This is a genomic window from Streptomyces sp. A3M-1-3 (genome assembly GCF_024213665.1).
Taxonomy (GTDB): domain Bacteria; phylum Actinomycetota; class Actinomycetes; order Streptomycetales; family Streptomycetaceae; genus Streptomyces.
The window spans coordinates 72608-91071 of sequence record NZ_JANAVP010000025.1 but is presented as its reverse complement, the minus strand read 5'-3'; the positions used below and the strand labels follow the sequence as shown (position 1 = coordinate 91071).

General features: G+C 72.2%; 19 protein-coding genes. 6 read left to right on the top strand and 13 right to left on the bottom strand.

Annotated features, from left to right (window positions below):
- Nucleotides 1-43: 43 nt before the first annotated feature.
- The 3 genes from NLX86_RS25440 to NLX86_RS25430 all read left to right on the top strand — a co-directional run bounded on the left by NLX86_RS25440 (nucleotide 44) and on the right by NLX86_RS25430 (nucleotide 2357).
- On the top strand, nucleotides 44-418 hold the full coding sequence (locus NLX86_RS25440; RefSeq protein ID WP_254374113.1) for a GNAT family N-acetyltransferase: 375 nt from the start codon (nucleotides 44-46) through the stop codon (nucleotides 416-418).
- A gap of 73 nt (nucleotides 419-491) precedes the next feature.
- On the top strand, nucleotides 492-1220 hold the full coding sequence (locus tag NLX86_RS25435) for a DsbA family oxidoreductase (protein WP_254374112.1): 729 nt from the start codon (nucleotides 492-494) through the stop codon (nucleotides 1218-1220).
- 33 nt (nucleotides 1221-1253) lie between these two features.
- Nucleotides 1254-2357: an aminotransferase class V-fold PLP-dependent enzyme gene (locus NLX86_RS25430; RefSeq protein ID WP_374213956.1), complete on the top strand. Its 1104-nt coding sequence runs from the start codon at nucleotides 1254-1256 to the stop codon at nucleotides 2355-2357.
- Here the strand turns inward: NLX86_RS25430 and NLX86_RS25425 are convergent.
- Nucleotides 2306-2911: a MarR family winged helix-turn-helix transcriptional regulator gene (locus NLX86_RS25425; protein ID WP_254374110.1), complete on the bottom strand. Its 606-nt coding sequence runs from the start codon at nucleotides 2909-2911 to the stop codon at nucleotides 2306-2308. The genes NLX86_RS25430 and NLX86_RS25425 overlap by 52 nt on opposite strands.
- 137 nt (nucleotides 2912-3048) lie before the next feature.
- Between NLX86_RS25425 and NLX86_RS25420 the strand changes: the two genes are divergently transcribed.
- Nucleotides 3049-4125: an alkene reductase gene (locus NLX86_RS25420; RefSeq protein ID WP_254374109.1), complete on the top strand. Its 1077-nt coding sequence runs from the start codon at nucleotides 3049-3051 to the stop codon at nucleotides 4123-4125.
- Nucleotides 4126-4198: 73 nt separating this feature from the next.
- Here the strand turns inward: NLX86_RS25420 and thpD are convergent, their stop codons facing one another.
- The 5 genes from thpD to NLX86_RS25395 all read right to left on the bottom strand — a co-directional run bounded on the left by thpD (nucleotide 4199) and on the right by NLX86_RS25395 (nucleotide 8790).
- Nucleotides 4199-5089, bottom strand: coding sequence for an ectoine hydroxylase (gene thpD / locus NLX86_RS25415; RefSeq protein ID WP_254374108.1), 891 nt, complete (start codon nucleotides 5087-5089; stop codon nucleotides 4199-4201).
- A gap of 2 nt (nucleotides 5090-5091) precedes the next feature.
- Nucleotides 5092-5496, bottom strand: coding sequence for an ectoine synthase (locus tag NLX86_RS25410; RefSeq protein ID WP_254374107.1), 405 nt, complete (start codon nucleotides 5494-5496; stop codon nucleotides 5092-5094).
- Between the two features lie 53 nt (nucleotides 5497-5549).
- Entirely contained in the window at nucleotides 5550-6818 is a 1269-nt protein-coding gene (gene ectB / locus NLX86_RS25405; protein ID WP_254374106.1) for a diaminobutyrate--2-oxoglutarate transaminase, read from the bottom strand.
- 66 nt (nucleotides 6819-6884) lie between these two features.
- Nucleotides 6885-7409 (bottom strand): diaminobutyrate acetyltransferase, encoded by a 525-nt coding sequence (gene ectA, locus NLX86_RS25400; protein ID WP_254374105.1) that lies wholly within the window; start codon nucleotides 7407-7409, stop codon nucleotides 6885-6887.
- A 268-nt stretch (nucleotides 7410-7677) separates the two neighbouring features.
- Nucleotides 7678-8790, bottom strand: a complete 1113-nt coding sequence (locus NLX86_RS25395) for an aminotransferase class V-fold PLP-dependent enzyme (protein WP_254374104.1) — start codon at nucleotides 8788-8790, stop codon at nucleotides 7678-7680.
- Between the two features lie 79 nt (nucleotides 8791-8869).
- On the opposite strand from NLX86_RS25395, the gene NLX86_RS25390 reads away from it, so the two are divergent.
- Together NLX86_RS25390 and NLX86_RS25385 are read left to right on the top strand one after the other, a co-directional pair.
- Nucleotides 8870-9961 (top strand): amidohydrolase family protein, encoded by a 1092-nt coding sequence (locus NLX86_RS25390; protein WP_254374103.1) that lies wholly within the window; start codon nucleotides 8870-8872, stop codon nucleotides 9959-9961.
- A 310-nt stretch (nucleotides 9962-10271) separates the two neighbouring features.
- A complete protein-coding gene (locus NLX86_RS25385; protein ID WP_254374102.1) occupies nucleotides 10272-11222 on the top strand; it encodes an SCO1860 family LAETG-anchored protein in 951 nt (316 codons plus the stop codon).
- 21 nt (nucleotides 11223-11243) lie between these two features.
- On the opposite strand, the gene NLX86_RS25380 is transcribed toward NLX86_RS25385, so the two are convergent.
- The 7 genes from NLX86_RS25380 to cobM form a co-directional block, all read right to left on the bottom strand.
- Nucleotides 11244-11672, bottom strand: coding sequence for an SgcJ/EcaC family oxidoreductase (locus NLX86_RS25380; RefSeq protein ID WP_254374101.1), 429 nt, complete (start codon nucleotides 11670-11672; stop codon nucleotides 11244-11246).
- A 146-nt stretch (nucleotides 11673-11818) separates the two neighbouring features.
- Nucleotides 11819-12913 (bottom strand): Rv2231c family pyridoxal phosphate-dependent protein CobC, encoded by a 1095-nt coding sequence (gene cobC, locus NLX86_RS25375; protein WP_254374100.1) that lies wholly within the window; start codon nucleotides 12911-12913, stop codon nucleotides 11819-11821.
- Nucleotides 12858-13808: a sirohydrochlorin chelatase gene (locus tag NLX86_RS25370; RefSeq protein ID WP_254374099.1), complete on the bottom strand. Its 951-nt coding sequence runs from the start codon at nucleotides 13806-13808 to the stop codon at nucleotides 12858-12860. Before NLX86_RS25370 ends, cobC begins: the two co-directional genes overlap by 56 nt.
- A complete protein-coding gene (locus NLX86_RS25365) occupies nucleotides 13805-14407 on the bottom strand; it encodes a precorrin-8X methylmutase (protein WP_254374098.1) in 603 nt (200 codons plus the stop codon). The genes NLX86_RS25370 and NLX86_RS25365 overlap by 4 nt, the downstream gene beginning before the upstream one ends.
- The gene (gene cobJ / locus NLX86_RS25360) at nucleotides 14404-16368 is read right to left on the bottom strand and encodes a precorrin-3B C(17)-methyltransferase (RefSeq protein ID WP_254374097.1); all 1965 of its coding nucleotides are present in this window, start codon (nucleotides 16366-16368) and stop codon (nucleotides 14404-14406) included. The genes NLX86_RS25365 and cobJ overlap by 4 nt, the downstream gene beginning before the upstream one ends.
- Nucleotides 16365-17627 (bottom strand): precorrin-6y C5,15-methyltransferase (decarboxylating) subunit CbiE, encoded by a 1263-nt coding sequence (cbiE, locus tag NLX86_RS25355; protein ID WP_254374096.1) that lies wholly within the window; start codon nucleotides 17625-17627, stop codon nucleotides 16365-16367. Before cbiE ends, cobJ begins: the two co-directional genes overlap by 4 nt.
- Nucleotides 17624-18463 (bottom strand): precorrin-4 C(11)-methyltransferase, encoded by an 840-nt coding sequence (gene cobM, locus NLX86_RS25350; protein ID WP_254374095.1) that lies wholly within the window; start codon nucleotides 18461-18463, stop codon nucleotides 17624-17626. The genes cbiE and cobM overlap by 4 nt, the downstream gene beginning before the upstream one ends.
- Between the last annotated feature and the right edge of the window lies 1 nt (nucleotide 18464).

Below are 18464 nucleotides of genomic sequence, written 5' to 3'. Positions count from 1 at the left end.
GCGTGACGGAACCTACTGCCGGGTTGGTCGCGTCCGCTTCCTCATGATCAGAATCGCCACCCCCGCCGACCTCGACGCCATCGGCCGCGCCGACGGCAGCGTGCTCTGCGCCGAGCAGGACGGGACGGTCGCGGGCGTCGCCGCGTTCCGCGCGGTCGGCGGGGCCATGACCCTCACCCAGCTCCATGTGGACCCCGACCGCTGGAGCCGGGGCATCGGCGGCGCGCTGCACGCCGCCTGCGTCGCGGCCTGGCGGCGGGCCGGCGTCACGGCCGCGCGCCTGGAGGTATACGAGCACAATGAGCGCGCCCAGCGGTTCTACGCCGAGCACGGCTGGCAGCCGGACCCGGACGTCTCGCGCGCCCCGGACTCCGCCCATATCGCGCTGCGGCTCGCCGTCGGACCGTCGGGGGAATGAGCCGGGCCGGTCCGGCGTTGTGCTCCGGGGCGGAGGGCGCCTCCGCATCGTACGAACCGGAGAGAAGACAGACATGCGCGTCGAGATCTGGAGCGACATCGCCTGCCCGTGGTGCTACATCGGCAAGGCCCGCTTCGAGAAGGGGCTGGCCGCCTTCCCGTACCGCGCGGAGATCGAGGTCGTACACCGTTCCTTCGAGCTCGACCCGCAGCGCGCCAAGGGCGACACCGCCCCGGTGATCGACATGCTGGCGAAGAAGTACGGACGTACGCGTGCGGAGGCGCAGGCGATGGAGGAGCACGTCGCCGCCAACGCCAGGGCCGAGGGCCTCGACTACCGCACCGAGGGGCGCGACCACGGCAGTACCTTCGACATCCACCGGCTGCTGCACCTGGCCAGGGCCCGCGGCCGCCAGGACGAGCTGCTGACGGCGGCCTACCGCGCCAACTTCGCCGAGGAGCGTAGCGTCTTCGACGCTGAGGTCCTGGTGGACCTCGCCGTCGAGGCCGGTCTCGACGCCGAGGAGGCCCGCGCGGTGCTCGGCGACGACAGCGCGTACGCCGACGCGGTACGGGCCGATGAGCGCGAGGCCGCCGACCTCGGCGCCAACGCCGTGCCGTTCTTCGTCCTCGACCGGCGCTACGGGATCTCCGGGGGCCAGCCCTCCGAGGTGTTCACCCGGGCGCTGGAGGAGGCATGGGAGGGGCGCACGCCGACCCCCCTCGCCGGGACCGACGCAGCCGACGCAGCCTGCGGCACGGACGGCTCGTGCGAGGTTCCGCAGGTCAGCGGCCACGCGTAAGCGGTGCTTGGAGGTTTCCGTTAATTAATCGCAATGGACGGGGAGTCGGGCACCCAGCACAGTGGGGGCATGGACTCCCTCTCTCTTTCACTGACTGACGTGGCAGACGCCGAGTTCGCCCCCGGCAGGACCTACCTGAACACCGCCAGCTGCGGGCTGCTGCCGCGGCGCACCGCCGCGGCGGTACGGGTATTCGCCGACGAGGCCGTGGCCGGCGGCGCCGCCGCGCTCGGCAGTTTCGACTCCGTGACCGCCGCCCGCGCGGCCTTCGGCCGCCTGATGGGCGTCCCGGCCGAGCGGGTGTCCACGGGGTCGGCGGTGGCCACCCATGTCGGTCTGGTCGCCGCCTCGCTGCCGGAAGGCGCGGAAGTCCTGGCCGCCGAGGGCGACTTCAGCTCGGTGATCAACCCCTTCGTGGTGCGCCGGGATCTCAAGGTGCGGCTTGTGCCGCTGGAGGCGCTGGCCGAGTCCGTTCGCCCCGGTACCGCACTGATCGCCGTCAGCGCCGTGCAGTCGGCCGACGGGCGGATCGCCGACCTGCCCGCGATTCGGGCCGCGGCAACCGCCCATGGGGCCCGTACCCTCGTGGACGCCAGCCAGGCGGCGGGCTGGCTGCCGCTGAACGCGGGCGACTACGACTACACCGTCACCGGCGGCTACAAGTGGCTGCTGGCCGTGCGCGGCGCGTCCTATCTGACGGTGACCGAGGAGGCCCAGGAGTCTTTGGTGCCGATCCACGCCGGCTGGGTCTCGGGCGAGGACCCCTGGGGGTCGACGTACGGGCCGGTCGAGGAACTCGCCCGCTCCGCCCGCCGGTTCGACGAGGGCCCCGCTTTCGTCGCCTACCACGCGGCCGAGCAGTCCTTCGCGCTCATCGAGGGGATCGGGGTCGAGCGCATCCACGGCCACAACACGACCCTGGCCGCCCGCTACCGCGCCGGCCTCGCGGAGCTGGGCCTGGCGCCGGTCCCCGGCGAGTCCCCGATCGTCTCCGTACCCGGCCTCGCGCACCGTCAGGAGGACGTGGCCCGGGCCGGCATCCTGACCTCCGCCCGCGCCGGAAACCTGCGCGCGGCCTTCCACTTCTACAACTCCGCCGCCGATGTGGACCGGCTGCTGGACGTGCTCTCCGGCTGAGCCGCCGGCCCCGCTGCCCGGCCGCCGCGCAGCTCCGGGCAGCCGCTGGTCTCGGTGCAGAGGTTGTCCTCGACCCTGGCCAGCAGCCGGGCCAGTTCGCTGCGCTCCCCGTCATCGAGGCCCGCGAGGGTGAGCTCCTCCAGCCCGTTCCAGGCCCGCTCCACATCCGCGAGCAGCGCGCAGCTGGCGTCGGTGGCCTCGACGACCACGGCCCGGCGGTCCGAGGGGTCCGGGCGGCGCCGTACATGACCGGTCTGCTCCAGACGCTGGAGCATCTTCGTCACGGTCGAGGGGTCGAGGTCGACCGACTTGATGAGGTCGGACTGGCGGACCGGGCCGGCATCCCACAGGTGCATCATCAGGAATTCCTGCCCCGGATAGAGGCCGAGCTGCTTGAGCAGCTTGCCGGCGGCGATTCGGTGCAGCCGGGCCACCCGGGACACGGCATGGCTGACCGGGCCGCCGCGGGCGGCGCTCGGCAGCCCGGTACAGGCGGGGTCTCCCTGGGGCGCCGGTGCCGGTGCCGGTGCCTTGGGGCCGGTGGTGCCGGTCATGGCGATTCTCCTCGGGGCGGTGCGGTGGCTGCCGGTCGGGCAGCTGAGAAAATTTTACCTTGGTCGGCCAAGTAATGCGTTACAGTGGCACTCGACCCAATTACTTGGCCGACCACATAAATTCTCCAGGAGCTCCCATGACCACCGCATTCGACCCGATCGACCTGGCCGGCACGGTCCTCGCCAACCGCATCGCCATGGCCCCGATGACCCGATCGAGGGCGTACGGACCGGGGAACTCCCCGACCGACTCCAACGCCGCGTACTACGCCCAGCGCGCCTCCGCCGGCCTGATCATCACCGAGGGGGTCCAGCCCTCGGTGCTCGGCCAGGGCTATCCCGACACCCCCGGACTGCACAGCGACGAGCAGATCGCCGGCTGGCGCAAGGTCACCGACGCCGTGCACGCGGCCGGCGGCCGGATCTTCGCCCAGATCATGCACACCGGCCGCATCGGCCACCCCGTACTGCTGCCCGGCGGCCTGGTTCCCGTCGGCGTCTCACCGGTCGCCGCCGCGGGGCAGGTGTACACGCACGAGGGGCCGAAGGACTTCATCGTGCCGCGCGAGCTGCCGGACGCCGAAATTCACGCGACCATCGGCGAGTTCGCCTCCGCCGCCCGCAACGCCATCGAGGCCGGCTTCGACGGGGTCGAGCTGCACGGCGCCAACGGCTACCTGATCCACCAGTTCCTCGCCCCCAACACCAACCTGCGCACCGACGCGTGGGGTGGCTCGGTCGAGGGCCGCATCCGCTTCGCCGTCGAGGTGGCGAAGGCAGTCGCGGCCGAGATCGGGGCGGACCGGACCGGCCTGCGGATCTCGCCGACCAACCCGTACAACGACATCGACGAGCAGGACGCCGAGCCCACCTACACGGCGCTGGTGGAAGCCCTCGAGCCGCTCGGTCTCGCCTATCTGCACGTCGTCGAGGCCGGCCCCGAGCTCAGGGAGCTGGCGCTCGCCCTGCGCAAGCGGTTCACCGGCACCTTCATCCTCAACCCGGCGACCGAAGGCCCGACCGGCGCCGACACGCTCGGCCTGATCGAGGACGGCACCGCGGACATCGTCGCCTTCGGCGCGCTGTTCCTGGCCAATCCGGACCTGCCGGCCAGGCTCGCGGCCGGGGGCCCGTACAACACCCCCGACCCGGCCACCTTCTTCGGCGGCGACGACAGCGGCTACCTGGACTACCCGACGCTGCAGGCAAGCTGACCATGCGAGGGCCCGGCACCCACGGGGATGGCGCCGGGCCTTCGCGTCCGTACGTACGCGTCCGTACGTACGGCTACCGGACGGGAGTGAAGTCCCGCGCCCCGATGTAGTCGGGCCGCCGCACGGGCGCCGCGAACGGTTCCACCGCCGCGTTCTCGACGCTGTTGAAGACGATAAAGACATTGCTGCGCGGATACGGGGTGATGTTGTCGCCCGAACCATGCATGCAGTTGCAGTCGAACCAGGTCGCCGAGCCCGCCTTGCCGGTGAACAGCCGGATGCCGTGCTGATCAGCCATCGCCGTCAGGGCCTCGTCGGACGGGGTGCCGGCCTCCTGCATTTTCAGCGACTGCTTGTAGTTGTCCTTCGGCGTCTCACCCGCGCAGCCGAGGAACGTTCTGTGCGACCCCGGCATGATCATCAGGCCGCCGTTGGTGTCGTGGTTCTCGGTCAGCGCGATCGAGACGGACACGGTCCGCATGTTCGGCAGCCCGTCCTCGGCGTGCCAGGTCTCGAAGTCCGAGTGCCAGTAGAAGCCCGAAGCCCCGAAGCCCGGCTTGACGTTGATCCGGGACTGGTGGACGTACACGTCGGAACCGAGGATCTGCCGGGCGCGGTCCACGACACGCGGATCGCTCACCAGCCGGGCGAAGACCTCGCTGAGCTTGTGGACCTCGAACACCGACCGGACGGCCTGGGACTTGGGCTCGATGATGGCGCGCTGGTCCGCGCGGACCGCCGGATCGGCGATCAGCCGCTCCAGCTCGTCGTGGTAGAGCGCGACCTCGTCCGGCCTGATCAGCTGCGGCACCGCGGCGAAGCCGTCCCGCTCGAAGCCCGCCAGCTCGGACGGCCGGAACGGTCCCGGAGTGCCGGGGCCCTGCCACACCACCGGGTCCTGGCGGGGGACGGTCACCTCGGTGGCACCACGGGTCGGGTAGAGGTCGCTCAGTACGGTGGTCATGGTCAGCCCTCCTCGGCCTCGGTCAACAGGGGGTAGACGCCGTTCTCGTCGTGGTCCTCCCGTCCGGTGACGGGCGGGTTGAAGACGCAGACACAGCGGAAGTCGGTCTTGGGGCGCATGGTGTGGCGCTCGTGGCCGTCCAGCAGGTACATCGTGCCGGGCTCGATCCAGTGCGTCTCACCGGTCTCGTCGTTGGTGAGTTCGGCCTCGCCCTCCACGCAGAGGACGGCCTCGATGTGGTTCGCGTACCACATCGACGTCTCGGTACCCGCGTACAGCGTGGTCTCGTGCAGCGAGAATCCGACCCGCTCCTTGGCGAGCACGATGCGCTTGCTCTCCCAGGTGCCGGACGCGGCCTTCACATGGCGCTCGGTGCCTTCGATGTCCTTGAACGATCGGACGATCACGATGGGTTGCAGCCTTTCTCTTACGTCTCTTACGCGGTTTCTCGGCTTCTCGGTTACGCGGTCTCGCGGACGGAACGGGCCAGGGTCCGCAGGCCCTCGTCCAGCTCCTCGGGCGTGATGGTGAGCGGCGGCAGCAGTTTCACCACCTCGCTCTGCGGGCCGGAGGTCTCCAGCAGCAGACCGAGTTCGAAGGCGCGGGCGCAGACGGCCGCCGCCCGGGACTTCTCGGTGAACTCCAGGCCCCACACGAGGCCGCGGCCCCGGTACTCCGCGCCGAGGCGGGCGTGCTCGTCGCAGATGGCCAGCAGCGCCTGCTCCACCTGTTCGCCGCGCGCGACGGTCTGCTTCTCCATCTGCCCGTCGGCCCAGTAGGCGTCGAGCGCGGCGGCGGCGGTGACGAACGCCGGGTTGTTGCCGCGGAACGTGCCGTTGTGCTCGCCCGGCTCCCAGATGTCCAGCTCCGGCTTGAACAGGCACAGCGACATCGGCAGTCCGTAGCCGCTGATGGACTTGGAGAGCGTGACGATGTCCGGGGTGATGCCGGCCTCTTCGAAGGAGAAGAATGCGCCGGTACGGCCGCAGCCCATCTGGATGTCGTCGACGATCAGCAGCATGTCGCGACGGCGGCACAGGTCCGCGAGCGCGCGCAGCCACTCGGGACGGGCCACGTTGATGCCGCCCTCGCCCTGCACCGTCTCGACGATCACGGCGGCGGGCTGGTTGAGCCCGGAGCCCTGGTCCTCCAGCAGCCGCTCGAACCACAGGAAGTCCGGCGTCCGGCCGTCGAGGTAGTGGTCGAACGGCATCGGCGTGCCATGCACCAGCGGGATGCCGGCGCCGGCCCGCTTGAAGGCGTTGCCGGTGACGGCCAGGGAGCCCAGCGACATGCCGTGGAAGGCATTGGTGAAGGAGACGATCGACTCGCGGCCCTTGACCTTGCGGGCCAGCTTGAGCGCCGACTCGACGGCGTTGGTGCCGGTCGGGCCGGGGAACATCACCTTGTACGGCAGGTCACGCGGGCGCAGCACCACATTCTGGAACGACTCCAGGAAGGCGCGCTTCGCGGTGGTGGCCATGTCCAGGCCGTGGGTGATGCCGTCGCGCTCCAGGTAGTCGATCAGCGCGCGTTTGAGCACCGGGTTGTTGTGGCCGTAGTTGAGCGAGCCGGCGCCGGCGAAGAAGTCGAGGTATGTGTGGCCGTCCTCGTCGTGGAGGCGGCTGCCCTGGGCCCGGTCGAACACGGCCGGCCAGTTGCGGCAGTAGCTGCGTACCTCCGACTCCAGGGTCTCGAAGACGCTGAGGGCGGGCGGGGTGATGGTCACCAGGTTCTCCTGTTCGTGGGGGGTGTCAGGCTGGGCCGTCAGGCGCGGTGTCAGGGGCGTCGGGCGTCAGGCTGCGATCGGTCCGATGCGGTAGAGCACCTCCGGCTGGTGCGCCCCGTCGGGGAACAGCTCCCCGTCGAAGAGGACTTCACGGCTGACGGATGCGCCGCGCCGTTCGGCGTACGAGGTGAACAGGCGCTCGGAGGCGGTGTTTTCCGGGGTGATCGTGGTCTCGATCCGGTCGACCCCGTGGGTGTCGGCGACCTTCGCCGCCAGGTCCTCCAGCAGGGTGCCGGCCAGGCCGCGCCCGCGGTGCTCGCGGTCCACGGCGACCTGCCAGACCACCAGGGTCTGCGGGCTCTCGGGGCGTACGTAACCGGTGATGAAGCCGACCGGCTCACCGTCCGCACGGCGTGCGACCGCGGAGGTCGCGGCGAAGTCGCGGCACCACAGCAGATAGCTGTAGGAGGAGTTGAGGTCCAGGGTCACGGAGTCGCGCGCGATTCGCCACATCGCGGCGCCGTCTTCCACCTTCGGAGTGTCGACCTTCGGAGTGTCGACCTTCGGAGTGTCGATATGCGCTGCGGTCATGGGGTGCGAATTTAGCGAGCGAATTCTGAAATCGCATCCGGCGTGGGGGTTACGCGAGAATGCCTGCTGTGTTATCACGCGGGCGCGAAACAGGGTCGTTTTGCCCGGAAATTACCGGGCAAATCGCCTCCAGTGTGGAGTCGGTCACATGCCCGTGGACCTTGTCGAAATCTTGGCGTTTACAGCTGGAGAACGCGGGCAGACGAGCAGCTGACAACAAATCGGGAAGCCGCCCGGAATTTAACTTCTTCCGGGTGTGAGGAATTCATTAATTCGAAGCGCTCTGCCAGGTTTCCGAAATTGCCTTACGGGCAGACTCGAGATCCGGCGTGCGCCCGTGGCGGCCGAGCGCGGTACCGAGCGCTGCCACCGAGGCCCGCACCACCTCCCGGGTCGCGTCCGGCCCGTAGTGATTGACCCGGATCATCTCGCCGGCCAGTGCCCCGCCGCCCGCGACCAGCGGCAGCGTCGGGTCGGCGGCCAGCGCCGCGGCGACCAGCTCCGACGCGTCGACCCCGGCCGGTGTACGCAGCGTGGTGGCCACCGGCGCCGCCTCGGCCGCCGCGTGGACGAACGGTGCGAGGCCGGCGCCGAGAGCGAGCGCGCCCGCGCGGGTGGCCGCTGCGGCCGCCGCGTGCCGGTTCATCACCGCCGCCGGCCCCTCGGCCTCGATCCGCTCCAGGCAGGCGTCCAGGGCCAGCATCTCCAGCTGCGCGGGCGCGTGCAGCAGCGCGTTGCGGCCGCCGTCGATCCAGCGCTCCTTCCAGTCCAGCAGCGAGAGGTAGGACCGGCGCGGCGCCTGTGGGTTGGCGGCGAACCGGGCCCAGGCGCGGTCGCTCACCGACACCGCCGAGACGCCGGCCGGTCCGCCCATGGCCTTCTGCGCGCCGATCACGCACAGGTCGACGCCCCACGCGTCCGGAAGCAACGGCTCCGCGCCCACAGAGGCGACGGCGTCCAGCATGAACAGGGCGCCGCGGGCCCGTACGACCTCACCGATCTCCGCGACCGGGTTGGTGTTCCCGGTCGCCGCCTCCGCGTGGACCAGGGAGACGAAGTCGATCTCCGGGTGCTCGGACAGCACCTGCTCCACCTGCTCGGCGGTGACCGCCGTGTGGAACGGCACCGCCAGGTCGACCACCGAGGCACCGCAGTCCCGCAGCCAGTTGCCGAAGGTCTGGCCGTACGGCCCCGTGACGATGTTCAGCGCGGTCGAGCCGGGCCGGGCGCCGCTGCGGATGCAGCCCTCCAGGGGCAGCAGTGCCTCGCCCTGGGTGATGACCACGTCCTGCTCGGTCGAGAGCAGTGCGGCCACGCGTCGCTCGATCGACGCGAAGTGCGCTGCGGTCAGCGGGGCCAGGTCAAGCAAGGGGTGCGTCACGGTGGTGCTCTCTTCGCGAGGTTGCGCTTTGTCCGGGGTGCTGAGCCGAGGGTACCCACGGCCTCGTACAGTGCCTCATATGAGCGATCAGCCTGTGCTGCACGTCAGGGGTCGGGTGCTGTTGGGCCCCGAGGAGGTCCGGGACGAGCTGTGGGCCGTCGGCGGCCTGGTCTCGTACGAACGGCCCGCCGGCGCGCGTGAGGTGACGACCGTCGACGGCTGGGCGCTGCCGGGCCTGGTCGACGCGCACTGCCATGTCGGCCTCGACCAGCACGGCCCGGTCGACGACGCGACCAGCGAGAAGCAGGCGCTCACCGACCGGGACGCCGGCACCCTGCTCATCCGGGACGCCGGGTCGCCCTCCGACACGCGCTGGATCGACGACCGCGAGGACCTCCCGAAGATCATCCGGGCCGGCCGGCACATCGCCCGTACCCGCCGCTACATCCGCAACTACGCCCACGAGATCGAGCCGGACGACCTCGTCGAGTACGTCGCCCACGAAGCGCGGCGCGGCGACGGCTGGGTCAAGCTCGTCGGCGACTGGCTCGACCGGGACTCCGGCGACCTCGGTGCCTGCTGGCCGCGGGGCGCGGTCGAGGCGGCCATCGCCGAGGCGCACCGGCTCGGCGCCCGGGTCACCGCGCACTGCTTCGCCGAGGACTCACTGCGCGACCTCGTGGAGGCGGGCATCGACTGCATCGAGCACGCCACCGGCCTCACCGAGGAGACCATCCCGCTCTTCGCCGAGCGCGGCGTCGCGATCGTCCCGACGCTGGTGAACATCGCGACCTTCCCGCAGCTCGCGGCGGGCGGCGAGGACAAGTTCCCGCGCTGGTCGGACCATATGCGCCGGCTGCACGAGCGCCGTTACGACACGGTCCGCGCGGCGTACGACGCGGGCATCCCGGTCTTCGTCGGCACCGACGCGGGCGGCTCGCTCTCGCACGGACTGGTCGCGGCGGAGGTCGCGGAGCTGGTGAAGGCGGGCATCCCGCCGCTGGAGGCGCTGTCGGCGACCGCGTGGGGAGCGCGCAGGTGGCTCGGCCGACCGTCGCTGGAGGAGGGCGCGCCGGCCGACCTGGTGGTGTACGAGTCGGATCCGCGGGCGGATGTCCGGGTGCTGGCGGCGCCGCGGGCGATTGTGCTGAACGGCCGCGTGATCGGCTGATCCGCGGCTTTGCCAGGTTGACCGGGCGTGACGTACGGCGGCGGTTTCCCGTTGACGCTTCTTCGCGGGCGCTCCTGCGCGGTCAACCGGCGTACGCCGTACGGTCCGTGAAACGGGTGACGCACGAGAACCTCCGTGCCAACAGATTCGAATGAAGGCGCGGAAACCCCACTTTGGAGTGAACTCACGCCAGGTTGCTGCCCATTCACTCACCGTGCGTAAAGATTCCGGGGTCGAGGTCGTCGGCGCACGCGATGTCCCCCATCGGCGGCGCCCGGCGGCTCCATGTCTCCTGTGAGGTTCCACCACCTTGAACAGCAACACCTTCCGCATGCCCGCACGCCGTTGCGCCTCCGCCGTCGCGGCCGCCACCCTGGCCGCCGGACCGGCCGCCCTGCTGACCGCGTCCCCCGCGCATGCCACCGACGGGGGCGGCACCGGCGGTGACGGCCGGGCGAGCGCCGTCGTGCTGCGGACCGGGCTCGATGTCTCCCTGCTCAACAAGACCGTCCACGTGCCGCTGAAGGCCACCCTCAACGAGGTGCACGCCCCGGCGAGCGCCGGGAAAACCGCGCTGACGGTCACCTTGGACGGCGTCGACCAGGGCAGGCCGTTCACTGTGCTGCGCGCGGATGTCGCCACCGCGAAAGCGACCGCCGACGGGCACCGCGCGGAGGGCTACACCAATCTCGCCAAGGCCAGGGTCCATGTGCCGGGGCTGCCCCTGCTGTCCCTGATCGAGGTGGAGAAGGTCACCTCGAAGGCGGTCTGCGAGGCGGGCAAGCAGCCGGTCGCCGAGTCGAACGTGCTGGGCGCGGTCACCGTGCTCGGCAAGCGGACGACACTGACCACGGGAGGTACGACCAAGGTCGGGGTACCGGGAGTCGGCGAGGTGCGGCTCGACCTGTCGAAGACGGAGACCACGTCCTCCACGGCGGCCGCCACCGCGCTGCGACTCAACGTGTCCCTGAACCCGCTCAAGCTGAACGTCGCGGAAGTCGAAGGCGAGATCACGCTCGCCGAGGCGACCTGCGCCGCGCCCAAGGCCCCCGCCCAGGCCCCCGCTGAGCAGGCCCCCGCTGAGCAGGAGCCCTCCGGCGTGGAGGCCCAGTCCGGCGGCACCGAGCCCGAGCCCGCCGAGGAGTCCCTCGCCAAGACCGGCGGCAGCTCGACGACCCCGTACGTCGCGGGCGGAGCGATCGCACTCGTCGCGGCGGGCGCGGCAGCGCTGGTACTGGCCCGCGGCCGAAGCAGGACCTGACGGCAGAACAGCGCGGGCCCGTCACCGATCGGTGGCGGGCCCGTCATCCTCGCCGGAGGTATCAGGGAACGAGTGGTGCTCGTGTGCCACAGTCCAACGGCCCTGCTCCTTGCGCAACCCGAGCGTGAGCCGCAGCCGATTGGCCGGTTGCTCGGTGAGTTCCTGCGGAGTTCCGCAGCGCAGCAAGGCGTGGGCATAGGCGACATCGTCGCCGGCGGTGACATCGAGGGACACGATCTCGAACGAGGCGCCTTGCAGCTGCCACTTGAAGAACGGCGGCCATGTCTCGCGGTAGGCGTCAATGCCGCGGACGCCCTCATACGGCGGCGGCACATCGAACATCACGATGTCGCCGGAGTGATCCGCCACGACACCGCTCAGGTCTCCCCGGTGCACCGCCGCGGCCCACTGCTCGATCAAGGTCCGAATCTGCTCTTCGTCATCGCGCATGTCAGCTCACAGTCCTTTCGACGGCACCGCTCCGTGTCCCCAGCCCGAAAGGTAGCCGTCGGGTGGCTCGCGGGAGTTGCGCACGCGGCCGTTGCTCCGGCCTTCGCCGTTTCGTTGGGCTGAACGGAACGGTTCGGGCTTCGCCGTCAGCGGTCCGACAGGACCAACGCCTGGTCCAGGGCCTGGAGGAAGCGGCCCGTTGTGGTCCGGTCGCGTACGGCCAGGCGCAGCCACTGCGTGCCCAGGCCCGGGAATGTGTCGCCGCGCCGGGCCGCGAAGCCCAGGCGGCGCAGCCGGTCGCGTACCGCGTCCGCCCGTTCCATCCGGATCAGTACGAACGGTCCCTCCGCCCGCTCCACCACCCGGATCTCGTCGAACTCGGCCAGCCCGGCCAGGAGATGCGCCCGGTCGGCCGCGATCCGGTGGGCGGCGTGCGCCGCCTCCGCGAGCGCCGCCGTGGACATACACGCCTCGGCGGCGGCCAGCGCGGGCGTCGAGACCGGCCAGAGCGGCTGCGCCCGCTCCAGCGCGGCGACCGTGTCCGGCTCGGCCAGGACGTAACCGATCCGCAGGCCTGCCAGCCCCCAGGTCTTGGTGAGGCTCCGCAGCACTACCAGGCCCGGTACGTCGGTCCGCCCCGCCAGTGCCTCGCGCTCACCCGGCACGGCGTCCATGAACGCCTCGTCGACGACGAGGGTGCGGCCCGGGCGGGCCAGCGCGGCCAGCGTCCGGGCCGGATGCAGTACGGACGTGGGGTTGGTCGGGTTGCCGACCACCACCAGATCCGCGTCCTCGGGGACGGCGGACGGGTCCAACCGGAAGCCGTCCCCGTCCGCCAGCAGCACCCGCCGCACCTCGTGCCCCGTATCCCGCAGCGCCGCCTCCGGCTCCGTGAACTGCGGGTGCACGACGACCGGCCGGCGCGCCGGCAGGGCGCGCGCGATCAGTACGAACGCCTCCGCCGCGCCCGCCGTCAGCAGCACCCGGTCCACCGGCAGCCCGTGCCGTCCCGCGACCGCCGACCGCGCGGCCCGGCCGTCCGGGTAGGCGGCCACGGTGTCCAGGGACGCGGCGATGCGCGCCTTCAGCCAGGCCGGGGGAGTCCCGGCCCGTACGTTCACCGCGAGATCGGTGAGATCCCCGCCGCGCACCTCCGCGTCCCCATGGTGACGCAGGTCGTGGGCGTCAGTGGGCGTGTGCATGGCCGCTGTGGTGGTGATGGTGGTGCCCACCGTGTCCATGCCCGCCGTGCCCGCCGTGTCCGTCGTCGTCCGGGTGGAAGTGCGGCTGCTGCGGCAGGCCCACCTTGTCCTCGAACCCGGGCAGCGCGATCCGGTATACACAGGAGTCGCAGTTCATCCGCAGATCGCCCTGCACGGCCTCCCGGTAGCGCTCCATCACCAGGCCGAGCAGCTCCTCGGTGGGGCCGATGACATCGGCCGAGCGCACCTCGGTCCCCGGATGCGCCGCCGCCCACTCCGCCGTCTGCGTACACACGCGGTCCGGCAGGATGCCGGTGAAGAGGAAGTACGGCAGTACGACGACGCGGCCCGCGCCGAGCTTCACGCACCGGTCGAGCCCCGAGGGCACGTCGGGCGCCGCCAGCGACACGAACGCGGTCTCCACGCCCGCGTAACCGCGCCCCTCCCACAGCAGCCGCGCCGCCTTGTGCACCTCCGCGTTGGCGTCCGGGTCGGTCGAGCCGCGGCCGACCAGCAGCACGGTCACATCCGAGCGGTCGACGTCTTCGGATGTGACAGCGCCGATGACCTCGTCTATGCGCCGCTCCAGCACGGACAGCAGCGCCGGGTGCGGGCCGAGCGGTCGGCCGTAGGAGTACGAGATCCCGGCGTGCCGCTCCTTCTCGCGGGACAGCGCCGCCGGGATGTCGCCCTTGGCGTGCCCGGCCGACACCAGCATCAGGGGGACCGCGGCGAAGCGCCGTACCCCTCGCTCGACGAGTTCCGTCACGGCCTCGCCGAGCGGCGGAGGGGACAGCTCGATAAAGCCGCCCGCGACGGGCAGTTCGGGGTTGCGGCGGGCAAGCTCCCGTACGAAGTCGCGGAAGGCTTCGGCTCCCGCTTCGTCCCGGGTGCCATGGCCGGCGATGAGCAGTGCGGGGGGCGGGGTGGTCACGCGTTCTCCTTGGTGCTGAGGGGGGTGGTGTGGAGCGGGGTGTAGAGCAGGGCGTTGAGCGCGGCCGCGGCGACCGCGGAACCGCCCTTCTCGGAAACATTGCTGACGGCGGGCAGGCCGCTCTCGCGCAGCGCGGCCTTGGACTCCGCCGCTCCCACGAATCCGACCGGCAGGCCGATGACGAGCGCCGGCGCGGCATCGAGGACGAGCAGCTCCTCCAGTGCGGTGGGTGCGCAGCCGATCACCCAGACCGCGCCGGGCCCCACCTGTTCGTACGCCAGCCGGATCGCGTGCGCCGAACGCGTCAGGCCGGGACGGGACTCGGCCTCCTTCAGCCGGCACACGCTCTCGCGGCGCGTGATGCCGGCCGCGACCATCTCGACGTCCGCGACCACGGGGGCGCCGGCGTGCAGCGCGGTGTGCGCGGCGCGCAGGGTGGTCTCGTCGCAGACGAGGTCGTCCGCGTACGCCAGATCGGCGCTGGAGTGGATGACGCGCTCCACCACCGCGCGGGTGAGCGGCGCGAAGTGCGAGGTGTCGAGGCGGGTCCGCAGCCTGCGGAACGACTCCTGCTCGATGGGGTGGACAACCCTGGTCACCGTGCTCCCTCCGACTGCCACCGGTAGCCCCGGGGGGTCACCATCCGGCCCGCGATCTCCCGCGTGGCCGTGTTCCCGACGGTCACCACCGTCATCATGTCCACCGTCGCCGGATCGAGTCCTGCGAGTGTCGTCAGCCGGCTGCTCTCGTCCGTACGGGACGCGTTGCGTACAACGCCCACCGGGGTGGTGGGCGCGCGGTGCTCGGCGAGAATGCCCAGCGCGTTGGGCAGTTGCCAGTCGCGGCCGCGGCTGCGCGGGTTGTAGAAGGTCACCACGATGTCCGCCTCGGCGGCGGCCCGAACGCGCCGCTCGATGACCTCCCACGGCGTGTGCAGGTCGGAGAGGCTGATCGAGACGTGGTCGTGGCCGAGCGGCGCACCGAGGATGGCGGCGGCCGCGAGGGCGGCGGTCACCCCGGGGACGCCCACCACGTCGATGTCGTCGGCCGCCTCGGCGAGCGCGGGCGACGCCATGGCGTACACGCCCGCGTCGCCCGACCCGATCAGGGCCACGGCGTGCCCCTTGCGCGCCTCGGCGACGGCGGTACGGGCCCGCTCCTCCTCGGCGCCGAGCCCGGACTCCAGGATCGTCGTCCCGGGCCGGAGCAGGTCGCGGATCTGGTCGACGTACTGGTCGAGTCCCACGAGCACCGAGGCGCGCCGCAGCTCCTCCCTCGCACGGGGGGTGAGCAGGTCCCGCGCTCCCGGACCGAGCCCGACGACGGCCAGCCGGCCGCGCGGTGCCCGCCGCACGACGGCGCAGGTGGCCATCGCGGCGCGTCCCTCGGGCGCGGACTTCCGCTTCGGTACGAGGAGTTCGCCCCCGCCGGCGAGGGCAGCGGCCTCCGCGACGGACGGCGTCCCGACGGCGGCGAGCGGAGCGCCGGACGGGTTCGGCACCACGATGGCGGCCAGCGTCCCGGCGTCGTACGTCCTGACCGGCACGCCGAGGCGGGCGGCGGCCTCGACGATCCCGGCCTCGCCGGCCTTGGCGTCCACGGTCGCCAACTCCACGACGGAGCCGACGGAGAGCCCGGCGTCACGCAGGGCGCCCTCGACGAGCCCGAGCACCTCCTCGACGGGCGCGCCCTTGCTGGCGCCGACCCCGACGACGAGCGACGGAGGCCGCACCAGGGCTTCCCGCGCCCCGAGCGGAAGGATCCGATCGGTGACCCACAGGGTCGCGCCGGCCGCCGCGGCGTCGGGGCCCGTGCCGGGGTCGGCCGGGGCGCCCGCCGAGCCGTCGGCCGACACCGTGCCGGTGCCGGTCTCGGCGTCAGCCGTGGGTGGCACGGCGCCGTCCTCGGCGCGTGCCACGCTCTGTGCGGCGAGCGGTGCCTGGCTCGAGCCGTCGGCCGCTTGGCCGTCGTCGGCGGGGGCCGTGTTCTGCGCGGCGCTTGGCGTGCCGGCCCGCTCGGCCGGCCCGGCGTCCTGGCCGACACGGCCCGTCGGCACCGGCGCCGGTACGACATTCGGCGGCAGCGGGGGCAGTGGCCAGACGGTGTCCGCCCGCAGGGCCACCCGCTCGCCGTCCAGGATCGCTCGCGTGACCGCGGCCACCGCTCCCTCCACCGGGCGGCCCAGTGTGTCCAGGCCCGGGATGTCCGTGGCGTCCGTCGCCGTCGTCACCACCGGGGCGCAGCCGAGGACGTCCGCGACTGCGTGCGCCAGGTCGTTGGCCCCGCCGCCGTGCCCGCCCAGCAGCGCCACCGCGTGGCGCAGGGACTCGTCCACCGTGACGACACCCGGGTCGGATGCCTTGTCCGCGAGCAGCGGGGCGATCAGCCGGACCGTCGCCCCCGTCGCGAGGAAGCACACCAGCTGCTCGCACTCCGCGAAGGCGCGCTCCACGGCCTCGCGCACCGGGCCCTCGTAGACCCGGGTGCGGCCGGGCCAGGCCGCGGCCAGCCGGTCGCGGGCGGCAGCGCCCGCCGCCGTGGCGGAAATCAGGCCGATCACTCGACTGCTCCTTCAATTGCGGTGTCCGAGGGGCGGTTGCCCCACAACAGAAAGACGGGGTTCGTAGCGGCGAGCCGGTGCACGTCGCCGGGCAGCGGCGCGAGCCGCGAGGACTGCAGCAGTACGCCGTCGGGCACGAACCCGGCGCCCGACAGCGCGCCTCGCACAGCGGGCACCCGGTCCAGCGCCGCCATCGCGACGACCACCGTGCGCCGCGCCCGCCGGGCGCAGGCCGTGACGATCGCGGGCAGTTCCCGGCCGCCACCGCCGATGAACACCGCGTCCGGGTCCGCGAGATCGGACAGGACGGTTGGCGCCGCCCCGTGGACGATCCGGACGTCCACCTCGTGCGCGGCCGCGTTGGCCCGGATACGCCCGATGCCGTCCGCCGTCTTCTCGACCGCGACCACCGCCGCGCCGAACCGCGCGCACTCCACGGCCACCGACCCGGATCCGGATCCGATGTCCCACACCAGGTCGCCCAGGCGCGGCCCGAGCCGGGCCAGCGCCAGGGCGCGCACCTCGAACTTGGTGATCATGGAGTCGCGGTGGGTGAAGTCGCCTTCGGCCAGGGCCCATTGGGACGGGGTGGGCCGCGCGCCCGCGATCGTCCGTACCGGCGACAGCGTCCGCGACTCGTCCAGGCACACCACCACGCTCACCGCGCCACCCCAGTCGCGGGCCGCCGCCTCGGCCGGCGACACCCGCTCCAGGCGCTCGTGCTCCGGATCACCCAGCGCCGAGGCCACCACCATGGTGCGGTCCACCGTCCGGCGGGCCAGTTCGGCACCCAGCTCCGCGGGCCCCGAGCCCGGACCGGTGAGTACCGCGGTCTTGGGGTGGGCCCGGCACACATTGACGGCGGTCCGCAGGTCCCGCCCATGTGCGCTGACCACCACCGCGTCGTCCCACGGCAGTCCGAGCCGCGCGAAGGCCACCGCCACCGACGCGACCGAGGGCCGGACATCGAGCGCGTCCGCCCCGAAGCGCTCGGCCAACGCCCGTACGATCCCGAAGAATCCGGGGTCGCCGGAGGCGAGGACCACCACGCCGGCACCGTCCTTCGCCAGGTGTTCGTCGATCGCGTCGAACGCGGGAGCCAGTGGCCCCAGCACCACACGCGCCGCGCCCTCCGGCACGGCGGCCGCGTCGAGATGCCGCTGCCCGCCGACCACCAGCGTGGCGGCGTCCAGCACGGTGCGGTCCCGGCCGGCCGGCGGGGCCCCCGTTCCCGTACCCAGGACCGTGATCGTGATCACGAAGTCGCCGCCCCCTGCGCGCCCTGGGCTCCCTGCGCGCGCAGCGACTTGCGGGCCGCCGGGTCGGCCCTGCGGAAGCCGTGGAAGTGCCCGGGGTGGTAGAGGTGCGAGCGCGTGCCGGAGGCGGACAGGGCCGGGCCGACCAGGAAGAGCGTGTGCTTCCAGAGCTTGTGCTCCTTGACGGTCTCCTCCAGCGTGCCGATCGTGCAGCGCAGCACCAGCTCCTCCGGCCAGGTCACCTGGTACGCGACGACGACCGGCGTGTCCGTCGGATAGCCGCCCTCCAGCAGCTCGGCCGTCAACTGCCCCGACCGGGCGGCCGACAGGAACACGGCCATGGTCGTGCCGTGCCGGGCGAACTCCCGTACCTCCTCGCCGGGCGGCATCGGCGTCTTGCCGCCACCGAGCCGGGTGAGGATCACCGACTGCGCGACCTCGGGGATGGTCAGCTCCCGCTGCGCTATCGCCGCCACGGCCGAGAACGACGAGACGCCGGGCACGATCTCGACCTCGACCCCCAGCGCCGCGCACCGGTCGACCTGCTCCTGCGTGCCGCCCCACAGGGCGGGGTCGCCGGAGTGCACCCTCGCCACGCGCAGGCCGTCCCGTACCGCCCGCTCGTACACCGCGACGACGTCCTCCAGCGACATCGCCGCCGAGTCCAGGATCTCCGCGCCCTCCCGGGCATGGTCCAGGACCTCGGCCTGCACCAGGCTCGCGGCCCAGATGACGACATCGGCGCCGGCGATGGCCTTGGCAGCCCGGAACGTCAGGAGATCGGCGGCGCCGGGTCCGGCACCGACGAAGGTCACCTTGCCGGTGGGGGCAGCGGCCATG